The 14,764-nt window shown below is 71.2% G+C and carries 14 protein-coding genes; 9 read left to right on the top strand and 5 right to left on the bottom strand.

All coding sequences use genetic code 11. The annotated features are described in order from the left end of the window. Positions 1-314: 314 nt before the first annotated feature. Positions 315-902, bottom strand: coding sequence for a TIGR03086 family metal-binding protein (locus MQP27_RS39460; RefSeq protein WP_242774478.1), 588 nt, complete (start codon positions 900-902; stop codon positions 315-317). 101 nt (positions 903-1,003) lie between these two features. Then, complete coding sequence (locus MQP27_RS39465) at positions 1,004-1,438, bottom strand: DUF6010 family protein (RefSeq protein ID WP_242774480.1); 435 nt, start codon at positions 1,436-1,438, stop codon at positions 1,004-1,006. A gap of 156 nt (positions 1,439-1,594) precedes the next feature. Between MQP27_RS39465 and MQP27_RS39470 the strand changes: the two genes are divergently transcribed. Then, a complete protein-coding gene (locus MQP27_RS39470; protein WP_242774482.1) occupies positions 1,595-2,848 on the top strand; it encodes an MFS transporter in 1,254 nt (417 codons plus the stop codon). Here MQP27_RS39470 and MQP27_RS39475 read toward each other — a convergent pair. Both MQP27_RS39475 and MQP27_RS39480 read right to left on the bottom strand, forming a co-directional pair. Next, a complete protein-coding gene (locus MQP27_RS39475) occupies positions 2,785-3,948 on the bottom strand; it encodes a hypothetical protein (RefSeq protein WP_242774485.1) in 1,164 nt (387 codons plus the stop codon). The two genes, MQP27_RS39470 and MQP27_RS39475, sit on opposite strands and share 64 nt — an antisense overlap. Before the next feature lie 48 nt (positions 3,949-3,996). Further along, positions 3,997-4,938, bottom strand: coding sequence for a 5-dehydro-4-deoxyglucarate dehydratase (locus MQP27_RS39480; RefSeq protein ID WP_242774488.1), 942 nt, complete (start codon positions 4,936-4,938; stop codon positions 3,997-3,999). A gap of 228 nt (positions 4,939-5,166) precedes the next feature. Here MQP27_RS39480 and MQP27_RS39485 point away from each other — a divergent pair, with 228 nt between their 5' ends. The 7 genes from MQP27_RS39485 to MQP27_RS39515 all read left to right on the top strand — a co-directional run bounded on the left by MQP27_RS39485 (position 5,167) and on the right by MQP27_RS39515 (position 12,544). Then, entirely contained in the window at positions 5,167-5,991 is an 825-nt protein-coding gene (locus MQP27_RS39485; RefSeq protein ID WP_242774492.1) for an NAD-dependent epimerase/dehydratase family protein, read from the top strand. 306 nt (positions 5,992-6,297) lie between these two features. Next, positions 6,298-7,065, top strand: a complete 768-nt coding sequence (locus MQP27_RS39490) for a DeoR/GlpR family DNA-binding transcription regulator (protein ID WP_242774495.1) — start codon at positions 6,298-6,300, stop codon at positions 7,063-7,065. Positions 7,066-7,142: 77 nt separating this feature from the next. Further along, complete coding sequence (locus MQP27_RS39495; protein ID WP_242774498.1) at positions 7,143-8,516, top strand: ABC transporter substrate-binding protein; 1,374 nt, start codon at positions 7,143-7,145, stop codon at positions 8,514-8,516. Continuing rightward, positions 8,513-9,451: a carbohydrate ABC transporter permease gene (locus tag MQP27_RS39500; protein ID WP_242774501.1), complete on the top strand. Its 939-nt coding sequence runs from the start codon at positions 8,513-8,515 to the stop codon at positions 9,449-9,451. The genes MQP27_RS39495 and MQP27_RS39500 overlap by 4 nt, the downstream gene beginning before the upstream one ends. After that, positions 9,448-10,275 carry a carbohydrate ABC transporter permease gene (locus MQP27_RS39505; protein WP_242774504.1) on the top strand — a complete coding sequence of 276 codons (828 nt, stop codon included), beginning with the start codon at positions 9,448-9,450 and terminating at the stop codon, positions 10,273-10,275. Before MQP27_RS39500 ends, MQP27_RS39505 begins: the two co-directional genes overlap by 4 nt. Then, complete coding sequence (locus MQP27_RS39510) at positions 10,272-11,261, top strand: zinc-dependent alcohol dehydrogenase family protein (protein WP_242774506.1); 990 nt, start codon at positions 10,272-10,274, stop codon at positions 11,259-11,261. Before MQP27_RS39505 ends, MQP27_RS39510 begins: the two co-directional genes overlap by 4 nt. 71 nt (positions 11,262-11,332) lie before the next feature. Next, complete coding sequence (locus MQP27_RS39515; RefSeq protein WP_242774889.1) at positions 11,333-12,544, top strand: TerD family protein; 1,212 nt, start codon at positions 11,333-11,335, stop codon at positions 12,542-12,544. Positions 12,545-12,595: 51 nt separating this feature from the next. On the opposite strand, the gene MQP27_RS39520 is transcribed toward MQP27_RS39515, so the two are convergent. Next, complete coding sequence (locus MQP27_RS39520; protein WP_242774508.1) at positions 12,596-13,165, bottom strand: TetR/AcrR family transcriptional regulator; 570 nt, start codon at positions 13,163-13,165, stop codon at positions 12,596-12,598. Between the two features lie 160 nt (positions 13,166-13,325). Between MQP27_RS39520 and MQP27_RS39525 the strand changes: the two genes are divergently transcribed. After that, on the top strand, positions 13,326-14,759 hold the full coding sequence (locus MQP27_RS39525; protein WP_242774510.1) for an MFS transporter: 1,434 nt from the start codon (positions 13,326-13,328) through the stop codon (positions 14,757-14,759). Positions 14,760-14,764 lie beyond the last annotated feature (5 nt).

The following is a 14,764-nucleotide window of genomic DNA, read 5'->3' on the forward strand; positions in this document are numbered from 1 at the left end:
GTCAATGCTTCTGACAGAGGAAGTTGGGGTTGCGGAGCGTACGCAGGAGATCGGCGCCGAGCCTCCCGCCGCCACCCCGGGCAGCCGCGAGTGGGAGCAGTGTGCCCGGGTGGCGATCGGACAGGCGCTGGACGATGCGGGCGCCGCCGGGTCGAGATCGCGTTGATCGACTATTTACGGACGGAAAGCTCCGCAGGTTCGTGGCCAACGAGGACCTCGACGTACGGCGCTGCCTCCTGCCAGGGCTCGCCCTCGACCCGCGTCGTCAGCCGCCGGAACCGCACGACCTCGTGGCTGAGGTGGTACGGGTCGGGCTAATGCCCCCACCCCGGGTCGCGCCCGCTCAGTCCCACCGCGCGGTCCAGCAGCGGTGCCCCGGCCGGGACCGGGACGACCGGGCCGAAAATGCCGCCGCCCCTGCTCGGGTCGTTCGCGGCGGTGAACAGGAAGTCGTGGGAGAGCTGCAGGGCGGCCGGGTCGGGGGTGTACGGCCGGCCGGTCGCGCGGGCCAGGTCCCAGCCGTGGACGACCAGTTCGTCGACGGCGACGGCCGCCGCGACCTCGCCGGGCAGGTCGATCCCGCCCGCCCGGGTCATGCCGGTCCAGGCGGCCGGGTCGCGCCAGGCGTCGGCGAGTTCGTCGAGGACCTTGGGCAGTTCCGCGCGCCAGTCCGAGCCGATGTCCGGGGTGAGGTCGCCCGGGTCGGTGTCGGTCGTGGGGCCCAGCTCCTTGCGCGCGGCGTCCCGGAAGGCGACGGACAGGCCGAGCACATGGCCCAGCATGTTGCGCACCGCCCAGTCCGGACACGGCGTCGCGTCCGCGAGCTGCCCGTCGCTCACCCCCTCCGCCAGCCGCGCGATCACACGGACCTGCGGTCCCAGGTCGAGGGTCGGGTCGGTCATGCGGTGCTCCTCACGGTCGGTTCCGCTTCCGCTCACGGCGGTGGCCGGGAGACAGACCGGCCCGGCACCCGAAAGTCATCGCACGCCGTGTCCGATCCCTGTCATCGCACCCCTGACCCGATCTCCGTCGACTCCGTCATACGCGTCGCCCGCGCACCGCGCAGCAGCTCCGCCGGAGTCCGTCCCCCGCCCAGGCACCACACCGCGATCACCGGGTCGCAGATGGCGCACCCCAGCGACGAACCGTGCGCGAACGGCACGATCGGGTTGCCCTTGAGGTGGTGCACGACGTCCCACGCGGTGTGCAGCAGCCAGCCGACGCCGACGAAGGTCCAGGAGTCGAGGCCGCGGTAGGCGACGTACGTGGACAGCGCGGTGAACGCGAACTCCCAGCCGCCCAGCCCGCCCCCGCTGAGGTAGGCGGCCCCGGCCCCGGCGACCATGACCGCGTTCAGCCGGCGCCGGTGCGGTTCGCGGACGAGGCACATGAGAAGGACGTAGGCGATACCGATGAAGATCGGGGCGACATAGCTCATGGACGTCGACGCTAGGGCCGGCCGGCGGTGTGTCCCATGGGGACAACCGACAGGTTCCGACGGGTTCCCGCCGCCCCGCCCGGCCGCCGGTTCTGCCGGTTTCTAAGGCACTTGCCTCATCCGCCACCGCGGCCCTTAGCCCCACGATGGCCAGGCATGACGACATCGACATCGGCAACGACATCGACATGGGCGGTCGTGCGGGTCCTGCGCGACCGCAACGCCGGGCTGTATCTCACCGGCGTCGTGGTCTCCGGCTTCGGCACGTCCGCGCTGTGGCTGGCCTCCGGCGTCTGGGTCAAGCAGCTGACCGGCTCGGACGGGCTGGCCGCGCTGTGCCTGCTCGCCATGTGGGCCCCCACGCTCGCCGGCCCCCTGCTCGGCACCCTCGCCGACCGGGTCCGCCGCAAACCCCTCCTCATCTCGGCGAACCTCCTGCTCGCCGCCCTCCTCCTCACCCTCTTCACCGTCGACTCCCCCGGCCGGCTGTGGCTCCTCTACACGGTCCTCTTCGTGTACGGCGCCGCAGGCGTCGTCCATGACGCGGCCGAGTCGGCGCTGGTCGCTGCCGCCGTCGACCGGTCGCTGCTCGGCGACTTCAACGGGCTGCGGATGACCGCGACCGAGGGCATGAAGCTGCTCGCCCCGCTGGCCGGCGCCGGCCTCTTCGCGGCGTACGGCGGCCCGAGCGTCGCCCTGCTGGACGCCGTCACGTTCGTACTGGCCACGGGCGTGTACGCGCTGCTGCGGGTCCGCGAGGAACCGCCCGCGCCACCGGCGGGCGGCTGGTGGGCGCGGACCGCGGAGGGCGCCGGCCATCTGTGGTCGCACGCGCGGCTGCGCCCGCTGGTCCTGGCGGGCGGCGCGATGATGTTCTGCGCGGGGCTGGCCGGTGCGCTGCTGTACGCCGTCATCGACGGCCTCGGCCGCTCCCCCGCGTACGCCGGTGTCCTGTACGCCGTCCAGGGCGTCGGCTCGGTAGCCGTCGGGCTGGTCTCCGGCCCGGCCCTGCGCCGGCTCGGCGAACGCCGGTTCGCGGCCTGCGGGATCGCCCTCACCGGCCTCGCGGTCGCCGCCCGGTCCGTCCCCGCCGACCCGGTGGCCCTCCTGTCGAGTTTCGCGAGTGGCCTCGGACTGCCCTGCGTCCTGATCGCCGCGCTGACCGCCGTGCAGCGCGAGACGCCGGACGCGCTGCTGGGCCGTACCGCCGCGACCGCCAACACCCTGATGTTCACGCCGAACGTGCTGGGGCTGGCCGCGGGGGCGGTCCTGGTCGAACTCGTCGGCTACCGCCCGGTGTTGCTCGCCCTCGGCGCCGTCCTGCTCGGCACGGCCGCCCCGCTGCTTCAGAGCCCGGCGAGCGCCGAGCGCACCTCCTCCAGGTCGCCGTCCGACGCCAACCCGGCGTGATACAGCCGCAGTTCGGTGGCCCCCCGGCCCCGGGCCGCCGCCGCGTCCGCGGCCAGTGTGCCCGGGCTGCCGCCCATCCCGGACACCACCGGGAAGTTGGCCGCGATCACGGCACCCTCGCGGCCCTGCTCGGCGAACGGCGTCAGCAGTTCCGTACCGCCCGCGCACGGCACGACCACGCCGTCGGCGACGGAGAGGACGTGCTCGGGGTCGACGCCCGCGTTGGCGCCCACGTGATACGTCACCGGGTCCGCGTGCAGCAGCACCTGGAAGCCCTCGGGGGCCGCCTCGCGCACCGCGCGGACCGCCGCCTCCTGGAGCGTACGAGCGGTTTCGTCACGCCACGCGCGCGTGGCCGCCGCCTTCGCCTCGCCGAGCAGCTTCTCCACCCCCGCCCAGCCGCCGTCGTCGGGCGCACCCCGCCACAGCGGCTCCAGCGCGTCGCGCACCGCGGCCGCCAACTCGTCGGCGTCCAGGCCCTGTTCGCCGTAGCCCTCCCGGCAAGTCGGGCAGAAGCAGAGGGCCATCAGGTAGTGGCCCGCGTCGCCGAGGCCGACACCGGCGGTCTTGTCGTGGGCGTGCAGATGCTGGAGGCCGTACCAGCCCAGGGATTCGAGTTCGGTGCCGCGCGCGCCCGGTCGTACGGCGGCCTCGGCGGCCAGGTCGACGAGGTACGCGCGCGTGGCGGGCTGGGCGATGCAGGGGGCCCACGGGTAGCGGTCGCCGTAGGCGTTGACGACCGAGGTGTCCGGATGCTCGGCGCCCAGGCGGGAGTTGTGGGCGAGGACGACCCAGGTGTGGACTTCGAGGCCGGCGCCCGCGAGCGCCTCGGCCGCCTCGCCGTACGCGTCGCCGGGCGCCCAGTCGCCGGCCGCGTACGGCCGCAGCGCCCGCCCCTGCCAGCGGCCGTCCGTCGGGTACAGCACGGCCGCGTGCTCGGCGGTGACGATGCGGTGGCGGGGGTGGCGGGGGGTGAGCGCGCGCGTGGAGTGGTACGCGGCGGCGAGCGTCACCTGCGACACACCGAGCGCGGCGATACGGGCCGCGGCCGCCGGGTCCCCGTTGACGTCCCAGGGATAGACGAAAGTCGACGCCTTCACTTGCCTCCCTCCTTCAGCGCCTTCACTTACCTTCCCCCATCAGCGCCTTCACTTGCCTTCCTCCAGCAGCCCGTAGCCGCGCTCGATCAGCTCGGCGAGTCGCTTCACATGGTCCTCGGTGGGCTCGTGCAGCGGCGGCCGGACCTCCCCCACGTCGAGCCCGCGCAGCCGTACCCCCGCCTTGACCAGGGAGACGGCGTACCCGCGGCCCTGGGCCCGCAGCTCCACGAACGGCCGGTAGAAGCCGTCCAGAAGCCGGTTCACCATCGACTCGTCGCCCGCCTCCAGCGCCTGGTGGAAGGCGAGCGCGAGCTCTGGGGCGAAGCAGAACACGGCGGAGGAGTAGAGCGGGACGCCGATGGCGCGGTAGGCGAGCTGGGTCTGCTCGGCGGTCGGCAGGCCGTTGAAGTAGAGGAAGTCGCCGGGGACCTCGGTGCGTACGGCGCTGACGACGCGCTGCATCAGGTCGAGGTCGCCGAGCCCGTCCTTGAAGCCGATGATCCCGTCCGTGCGGGCCAGTTCGACGACGGTCTCCGGGGTGAACACGGCGTTGTCGCGCTGGTAGACGATCACCGGCAGCGCGATCGCGGCGGCCACCTCCCGGTAGTGCCGCAGCAGCCCCTCCTGCCCGGCGACCACGAGGTACGGCGGCATGGCGAGCAGCCCGTCCGCGCCGGCGGCCTCGGCCACGCGCGCGTACCGCACGGCGAGCGCGGTGCCGTAGCCGGCCCCCGCGACGACCGGAACCCGCCCGTCCGTCGCCTCGACGGCTGCCCGTACGCACGCCTCGAACTCCTCGGGCGTGAGCGCGTGGAACTCGCCGGTGCCGCAGCACGCGAAGACCGCGGCGGCCCCGGCGTCGACCCCGCGGCGCACATGGGCGCGGTAGACGTCGAGGTCGGGCGAGCCGTCCGGGCCGTAGGCGGTGACGGGGAAGAACAGCGGCCCGCTGGGGATGCTGAGTCGAGCGGCGAGAGGGGCAGGCGTCACGGGCTCTCCCTGAGGCAGGCGCGTACGTTCTTCTGATCGGCGTCTATATTTCTGAACATCGCCACCCTAAGGAGCCGCCTTGCGGCAGGTCAAGCGCGCAAACCCCCATGGCACCAGCAGATTTCCGCCGTCCACGGGATACTTGACGAGCCCTGTTCCAGCTCCTTAGCGTGTCCACGGATGTGAATACCGTGCACGCATGCAGCCACCCATCGAAGGAGACGCGAGATGCCGGCCCCCCGCACCGTTCTGCTCACCGGCGCCGCCGGCGGAGTCGGCACCCTGATGCGGGACCTGCTCCCCGAGTACGGCTACGAGCTGCGCCTGCTCGACCTGCGCCCGATCGAGGGCGCGCCGGACGCGATCACCGCGGACCTCGCCGACAAGCAGGCCGTGCGCGAGGCCGTGCGGGGCGTCGACGCGATCATCCACCTCGGGGGCATCTCCCTGGAAGCCCCCTTCGAGAAGATCCTCAGGGCGAACATCGAGGGCACCTACAACCTGTACGAGGCCGCCCGCGAGGAGGGCGTCGCCCGGATCGTCTTCGCCTCCTCCAACCACGCGATCGGCTTCACCCCGCGCCCCCAGGGCGACACACCTCTTGATCCAAGCGCGCTCGTCCCGATCGACACCCCACGCCGCCCGGACACCTTCTACGGCCTGTCCAAGTCCTTCGGCGAGGACCTCGCCCAGCTCTACTGGGACAAGCACGGCCTGGAGACGGTCTCCGTACGCATCGGCTCCTGCTTCCCGGAGCCGACCAGCGTGCGCATGCTGTCGGTGTGGATGAGCCCGGCCGACGGCGCCCGCCTCTTCCACGCGGCGCTGACCGCGGAGAACGTGGAGCACACGGTCGTCTACGGCTCCTCGGCCAACACCCGCCTCTGGTGGGACCTCACCACGGCCCGCGCCCTCGGCTACGACCCCCAGGACGACTCGGAGCCGTACGCGGAGAAGCTGATCGCGGAACAGGGCGACCTGGACCCGGAGAACATCGCCCACGCCTACATGGGCGGCCACTTCGTGAGCGACCCACCGATCTGGCCGTACTGACCGGCTGATTCTCATGGGGGCGGGCACCGAACGGACCCACCGACAGTCGCGTTCGGGCATGCCCACGCCCCCCTGATGGTCGCGCGCCAGCGCACCATCAGGGGCGCGGGGAACTGCGCGACCAGCCACAACAAACCCGCAGCCGCAGCACAACCGCACTCACCGCCCCCGTAGGCGCACCCCGCCCGAACGGGCACACACGGACAGGATCACCCCCGCAACAGACCTGGTCACCACCCCCCACCCGCTGTACAACTTCCTGCATACGGCCCGAACGGGCAGCACGCCAGGAAAGCGGGTGACCGAATGACCAGTACCGCGGAAGAACGCCAGCGGGAAATCGTACGAGTCGCCCGCACAACCGGCGCCGTGGACGTCAACACCCTCGCCACCCAACTCGGCGTGGCGAAGGAAACCGTGCGCCGGGACCTCCGCGCACTGGAGGACCACGGCCTGGTCCGCCGCACCCACGGCGGCGCCTACCCCGTGGAGAGCGCCGGTTTCGAGACGACCCTCGCCTTCCGCGCCACCAGCCACGTACCCGAGAAGCGCCGGATCGCGACCGCCGCGGCCGAGCTGCTCGGGGACGCCGAGACGGTCTTCGTCGACGAGGGCTTCACCCCGCAGCTCATCGCCGAGGCGCTGCCCGGGGACCGGCCGCTGACCGTGGTCACCGCGTCCCTGCCGGTCGCGGGCAGCCTCGCCGAGGCCGGCAACATCTCCGTACTGCTGCTCGGCGGCCGGGTCCGCCCCGGCACCCTGGCCACCGTCGACCACTGGACGACGAAGATGCTGGCCGGCTTCGTCATCGACCTCGCCTACATCGGCGCCAACGGCATCTCCCGCGAACACGGCCTGACCACTCCCGACCCGGCCGTCAGCGAGGTCAAGGCGCAGGCGATCCGGGCCGCCCGGCGCACGGTGTTCGCGGGCGTGCACACCAAGTTCGGGGCGGTCAGCTTCTGCCGGTTCGCGGAGATCGGCGCGCTGGAGACGATCGTCACGAGCACGCTGCTGCCCTCGGCCGAGGCTCACCGATATTCACTGCTGGGCCCACAGGTCATCCGAGTCTGAGAACGCATTGCCCCCTTCACCGGGCTCAGCCACGCCAAGCTGCGCCCTTTATATCCCTCTATGTCCAGGAGCGATCCATGCGCACCCAGAGCCGACGACGGCCGCCGCGAGCGATGCTCGCCATGGCCGCCGCAGGGACGCTGCTCGCCCCGCTGCTCTCCGGCTGTTGGGTCGGGGCGGGCGGGTCCGGTTCCGGCGGTGACTCCGTCAACGTCCTGATGGTCAACAACCCGCAGATGGTGGAGTTGCAGAAGCTCACCAAGGCGCACTTCACCAAGGAGACCGGCATCAAGGTGAACTTCACCGTGCTGCCGGAGAACGACGTCCGCGACAAGATCAGCCAGGACTTCGCCAACCAGGCCGGCCAGTACGACGTGGCGACGCTCTCCAACTACGAGATCCCGATCTACGCCAAGAACGGCTGGCTGCACGAGATGAACTCGTACGTGGCCAAGGACCCGTCGTACGACGAGCAGGACGTCCTCAAGCCGATGCGCCAGTCGCTGACGGCCGACGACGGCAAGCTCTACGGGCAGCCCTTCTACGGCGAGTCGTCCTTCCTGATGTACCGCAAGGACGTGTTCGAGAAGAAGGGCCTGACCATGCCGGCCCACCCCACCTGGGACCAGGTGGCGAAGCTCGCCGCCGAGGTCGACGGGGCCGAGTCCGGGATGCGCGGCATCTGTCTGCGCGGCCTGCCCGGCTGGGGCGAGCTGATGGCACCGCTCACCACGGTCGTGAACACCTTCGGCGGCACCTGGTTCACCAAGGACTGGAAGGCACAGCTCGACTCCCCCGCCTTCGAGAAGGCGACGAAGTTCTATGTCGACCTGGTCCGCAAGCACGGCGAGTCCGGCGCGGCCCAGTCCGGCTTCGCCGAGTGCCTGAACAACATGACGCAGGGCAAGGTCGCCATGTGGTACGACGCCACGAGCGCCGCAGGTTCGCTTGAGGCGAGCGGCTCCCCGGTCAAGGGCAAGCTCGGCTACGCGCCCGCCCCCGTCGAGAAGACCGACAACTCCGGCTGGCTCTACACCTGGGCCTGGGGCATCCAGAAGGCCTCGCGCAACCCCGACAAGGCCTGGAAGTTCGTCTCCTGGGCCTCCAGCAAGCAGTACGAGGAGCTCGTCGGCGAGACCAGCGGCTGGCCCAACGTGCCCGCCGGCAAGCGCGCCTCGACCTACACGAACGCCGAGTACGTCAAGTCGGCCGCCGCCTTCCAGGAGATGACGAAGGAGGCCATCGAGGGCGCCAAACCCAACGACCCGGGGGTGCAGCCGCGCCCCGCGCCCGGCATCCAGTTCGTCGGCATCCCCGAGTTCACCGATCTCGGCACCAAGGTCTCCCAGGAGATCAGCGCGGCCATCGCCGGACGCCAGTCCGTCGACTCGGCCCTGAAGAAGTCCCAGCAACTCGCCGAGAAGATCTCGAAGGAGTACGAGGGGCGATGAGCGCCACGACAACGGCTCCGATAGCCGCAACTCCCGTACGCACGACGCACCAGCCGTCCACCCGGATGCGCGCCTGGGCCACCCGCGCCCCACTGCTGCCCGCACTGGTCTTCATGATCGTGGTGACCCAGCTGCCGTTCGTGGCCACGCTGATCATCTCGTTCTTCGACTGGAACGCCCTCTACCCGAAGGCCCGGCACTTCACCGGCTTCGACAACTACAAGGAGGTCCTCACCGACGCGGACCTGCGCCACTCGGTGTGGACGACGATCCTGCTGACGGTGACCGTGGTCCTGGTCAGCCTGGTCCTGGGCCTGGCGCTCGCACTGCTCCTCGACCGTAGGTTCCGGGGCCGAGGAATAGTCCGGACGCTGCTGATCGCGCCCTTCCTGGTGGTCCCGGTGGCCGCGGCCCTGCTGTGGAAGCACGTGCTGTTCAACCCCGAATACGGCCTGCTGAACGGGCTGTTGCACTACGTCGGCGGGCCACAGCCCGACTGGATCTCGAACAACCCGCTGATCGCGGTCGAGGCCTCCCTGATCTGGCAGTGGACGCCGTTCATGATGCTGATCCTGCTGGCCGGCTTGCAGAGCCGCGACAACGAACAGCTGGAGGCCGCCCGCGTCGACGGCGCCAACGACTGGCAGATCTTCCGCCACTTGACGCTCCCGCACCTGCGCCGCTACCTCGAACTCGGCGCCCTGCTCGGCTCGATCTACATCGTGCAGAACTTCGACGCGGTCTTCACGATCACCTCCGGCGGCCTGGGCACCGCCAACCTCCCCTACACCGTCTACCAGAGCTTCTACCAGGCCCACGAGAACGGCCTCGCCTCGGCCGCGGGCGTCCTGGTGGTCATCGGCTCGATCATCATCGCGACCTTCGCGCTGCGCGTGGTGTCGTCCCTGTTCCGCGAGGAGGTGTCCCGCGCATGAACGCGGTACTGCGCCGCAACGGGCTCGGCCTGGTGGCCTGGCTGGTCGGCATCGTCTTCTTCCTGCCCATCGCCTGGATGGCGCTGACGTCCTTCCACTCGGAGGCGGACGCGGCCACCAACCCGCCCTCCTTCGGGGCCGCCCTCACCCTGGACGGCTACCGCGAGTTCTTCGGCACGGGCGGCGGCGCGAGCCCCTGGCCCGCCCTGATCAACTCCACCGTGGCATCGGTGGCGTCGACGGCCTTCGTGCTGCTCCTCGCACTGCCAGCGGCGTACGCGCTCTCCATCCGCCGCGTGCGCAAGTGGACGGACGTCCTGTTCTTCTTCCTGTCCACGAAGATGCTGCCGGTGGTGGCGGGCCTGCTGCCGATCTACCTGTTCGCGAAGAACACGGACATGCTCGACAACATCTGGTTCCTGGTCATCCTCTACACGTCCATGAACCTGCCGATCGCGGTGTGGATGATGCAGTCCTTCCTCTCCGAGGTCCCGGTGGCCATCATCGAGGCGGCCCGCGTGGACGGGGCCCGGCTGCCGACGATCCTCGCGCGCGTGGTCGCCCCGATCGCCCTGCCCGGCATCGCCGCCACCGCCCTGATCTGCTTCATCTTCAGCTGGAACGAGCTGCTGTTCGCCCGGGTCCTGACGGGCGTGGTCGCCGAGACCGCCCCCGTCTTCCTGACCGGCTTCATCACCAGCCAGGGCCTGTTCCTGGCGAAGGTGTGCGCCGCGTCGCTCGTCATCTCCCTGCCGGTGCTCGCCGCGGGGTTCGCCGCCCAGGACAAGCTGGTCCAGGGCCTGTCACTGGGAGCCGTCAAATGAAGGCCGCCGTCATCGAGTCCGTGGGCCGCGCCGTCGTCGCCGAGGTCCCCGACCCGACACCCGGCCCGCGTGAGGTCGTCGTCCAGGTCGCCGCGTGCGGCCTGTGCGGCACCGACCTGCACATCCTCCAGGGCGAGTTCGCGCCCAAGCTGCCGATCGTGCCGGGCCACGAGTTCGCCGGCGAGGTGGTGGGCGTCGGCGCCCAGGTCACCGAGGTCGCGGTCGGCGACCGGGTGGCCGTCGACCCGTCCCTGTACTGCTACGAGTGCCGGTACTGCCGTACGGGCCACAACAACCTCTGCGAACGCTGGGCCGCGATCGGCGTCACCACCGCCGGCGGCGCGGCCCAGTACGCCCTCGCCCCCGTGGCGAACTGCGTGAAGCTGCCCGAACACGTCCGCACCCAGGACGCGGCCCTGGTGGAGCCGCTGTCCTGCGCGGTCCGCGGCTACGACGTCCTCCAGTCCCGTCTGGGCGCACACGTCCTGATCTACGGCTCCGGCACGATGGGCCTGATGATGCTGGAGCTCGCCAAGCGCACCGGTGCGGCGAGCGTGGACGTGGTGGACCTGAACCCGGCCCGCCTGGAGACGGCGGTACGGCTGGGTGTCTCGGCGTCGGCGGCGAACCCGGACGAGCTGGACCGGCCGCAGGGCTGGGACCTGGTCGTCGACGCCACGGGCAACGCGGCGGCGATCCAGGACGGCCTGGACCGGGTGGCGAAGGCGGGCACGTTCCTGCAGTTCGGCGTGGCCGACTACGCGACCCGCGTGACGATCGACCCGTACCGCATCTACAACCAGGAGATCACCATCACCGGCTCCATGGCGGTCCTGCACAGCTTCGAGCGGGCGGCCGAGCTGTTCGCGACCGGGGTGCTCGACCCGGAGATCTTCATCAGCGACCGGATCCCGCTGGAGCGGTATCCGGAGGCGCTGGACCAGTTCGCGGCCGGGGTCGGCAGGAAGATCGTCGTGGTGCCGTAGGCGTCCGGGGGAGCCGTCGAAGTTTAAGGGAACGGTAAAGCGAGGTCGTTCGTTCACCGGGCATGACAGCTATGACCCCAGGCTCGAACATCCCTCTCCCCACCGCCCGCGTGACGGTGGACGTCGCCGCCCCGGTGCGGCTGGACGTGTCGGGCCTGCTGCTCACGGGCGACGGCAAGGTGCGCTCGGACGACGACTTCATCTTCTACAACCAGCCGAGCGGCCCGGGTGTGACGTACCGCTCCGGCGGCGGTACGTCACCGGACGCGATCCTCGTCGACACGGCCGCGCTGCCGCCGGGCATCGAGAAGATCGTGGTCACCGCCAGCCCGGACGCCGCCGGGCAGACCTTCCAGGGCATCGAGCCGACGGCCACCGTCCGGGGCACGGACGACGGCTCGGTGCTGGCCACCTTCACCCCTCCGCAGCTGGGCACCGAGACGGCGCTGGTGGTCGTGGAGATCTATCTCCGGGGCGGCCAGTGGAAGGCCCGGGCGGTCGGCCAGGGATACGCCAACGGGCTGGCGGGCATCGCCACCGACTTCGGCGTCACGGTGGAGGAGCCGGCCCCGGCCGCCGCCCCCGTCGCCCCGCCCGCGCCCACCATCCAGACGCCGGTGGCGCCGCCGGCCCCGCCGCTGACCATGCCGCCGCCTCCCCCGGCCAACCCCGCGCCCGCGGGGGGTCCTCCGGCGCCGGGCGCCGGGAAGATCAACCTCGACAAGGGCCGGGTCAGCCTCCAGAAGAACCAGACGGTGTCCCTGGTCAAGGGCGGCCGCCCGCTGCTCGCCCAGGTCAAGATGGGCCTCGGCTGGGAGCCGGCCTACCGTGGCAAGGACATCGACCTGGACGCGTCGGTCATCGCGTACGGCCCGCAGCGCAACCACATCGACAGCTGCTACTTCGGCAAGCTGTCCATCCTGAACGGCGCGATCAAGCACTCCGGCGACAACCTCACGGGCGAGGGCGGAGGCGACGACGAGGTCATCGTGGTCGACCTCGGCCGGCTCCCCCAGGAGGTCACCGGCCTGGTCTTCACGGTCAACTCCTTCTCCGGCCAGAAGTTCACGGAGGTCGCCAAGGCCTACTGCCGCCTCATCGACGCGGCCAGCGGAGAAGAACTGGTCCGCTTCGACCTCACGAACGCGGAGGCGCAGACGGGCGTGATGATGGCGAAGCTGATCCGCCAGTTCTCCGGCGAGTGGGACATGACGGCGATGGGCGACTTCGTGAAGTCCCGCACGGTGCGGGGGATGGTGAAGCCGGCGGCACAGGCTCTCTAGTCGTACGACGTCCACGGGTGCCTCCGGCGGGAGGCACCCGACGCTCCTCGCTCACCCGGGCCGCAGCCCCTCCGTGAGCAGCGACAGGTACCGGCGGACGTGCGACCCCCCGCCCTTCGCCAGCTCCGAGGCCGTGGCGACCCCGTGGGCCAGCCGCAGTACGTCGATCGGCTCCACGTCCCGGCGCAGCGTCCCCTCCTCCTGCGCCGCCCCGACCAGCCGCTCCGCCGCCGCCTTCATGTGCGTGGCGCAGGCGGTCAGTTCGACCCGGCTCCCGTCCGTGACCGCCGATCCCAGCAGGGACTTCAGCCCCCGCACCTCGGTCGTCCGCACACAGACCTCGTAGAGCCACTCCACCAGGGCCTCCCCGGGCGACAGTTCCTTCGCGATCTCGTCGGCCCGCTCCCCCAGCGCCTCGATGCGATCGACGTACGTGGCCTCCAACAGCGCCTGCCGCGTGGGGAAATGGCGATACAGCGTGCCCGACCCGACGCCCGCCCGCTTGGCGATGTCGTCGAGGGACGCATTCTCCCCGTGCTCGGCGAAGGCCTCCGCCGCGGCCTTCAACAGCCGTTCGTAGTTGCGCCGAGCGTCCGCTCGCATGGGCTTGACCTGCGCCATTCAGATACTCCTTGCGAACCGGGGACTCTCTCCGTATCTTAGCGAGAGTTAAACGGAGACAGTCCCCGCTTTTCTTCGCGGGCCGCCCCGCCCTGCCCACATCCGTTGCTTCGTGCTGCCCGCACACATCCCACCGGGGACCTCGAAACGGGAGAACTCCATGTCCACCCCGTCCATGACCACCGGCACACGCTCCGCCCCACCGGACCATCCGGCCCGGCTGGGCGCGGTCCTCCTCGTCATCGTCACCGCCTACCTGATGGTCGGCGTCGACTCCACCGTCGTCAATGTCGCGCTGCCCGACATCCAGCACGACCTCGACTTCAGCCGCACCGGCCTGTCCTGGGTCCTCAACGCCTACACGCTCGCCTTCGGCGGACTGCTGCTGCTCGGCGGGCGCGTCGGCGACATCCTCGGCCGGCGCCGTACGCTCACCGCCGGCGTGCTGCTCTTCGCCGCCTCCTCCCTGCTCGGCGGGCTCGCCGCCGACAGCGCCTGGCTGCTGGCGGCCCGCGCGCTGCAGGGCGTCGGCGCCGCCCTCACCGCGCCCTCCACCCTCGCCCTGATCACCACCAACTTCCCGGACGGCCCCCGCCGCCACCATGCCCTGGGCATCTACTCCTCCATGGCCGGCATAGGCGCCTCCGTCGGCCTGGTCCTCGGCGGCATGCTCACCTCCTGGGCGTCCTGGCGCTGGGCCCTGCTCATCAACGTCCCGATCGGCGCCGCGGTCGCCCTCGCCCTGCCCCGCTTCGTCACCGAGACCCCGCGCCACGCGGGCAAGTTCGACGCGGCGGGCGCGCTCACCGGCACGGCGGGGATGACCTCGCTCGTCTACGCCTTCATCCGGGTCTCGGAGGCGGGCTGGAGCGACAGCCAGGCGATGCTCGGATTCAGTACGGCCGCCGCTCTGCTGGTCGCCTTCACCCTCGTCGAGTCCCGCGCACCCCAGCCGATCATGCCGCTGCGCCTCTTCTCCGACCGCAACCGCGCGGGCGGCTACGCGGGCGTCCTGCTGCTGCCCGCGGGCATGTTCGGCGCCTTCTACTTCCTCACCCTGATCAGTCAACAGGTGCTGGAATACAGCCCGTTGCGCGCCGGGTTCGCCTTCCTGCCCATGACCCTGGCGATGTTCACGACCGTGCGCTTCGTGCCGCGGCTGCTGCCCCGGTTCGGCGCCAAGCCGGTACTGCTCACCGGCATGGCGCTGCTCGTGGTCGCCGCCGCGTGGCTGTGGCGCCTGGAACCCGGCGACGGGTACGCGGCCGGTCTGCTCGGTCCGCTGCTGCTGATGGGGGCCGGCGTCGGCCTGAGCTTCATGCCGCTCAACGCGACGATCCTGGCCCGCATCGAGCCGCACGAGGCGGGCGCGGCCTCGGGCCTGCTCCAGACCCTGCAGTGGCTCGGCGGCACGCTCGGACTGTCCGTCCTGGTCACGGTGTTCGGAACGGTGACCCGGCACGCGTCCGGCACCCCGGCGGAGGTGCTCACCGAAGGCTCGGCGCGAGCCTTCGGTGTGGGCGCCCTGATCGCCGTGACCGCCCTGCTGGTGTGTGCGCTCGTGATCACCGGGCGGCGCAGGCCCGCCGCGTAGGTACG

Source organism: Streptomyces cylindrosporus (genome assembly GCF_022698165.1).
Classification (GTDB): Bacteria; Actinomycetota; Actinomycetes; order Streptomycetales; family Streptomycetaceae; genus Streptomyces; species Streptomyces cylindrosporus.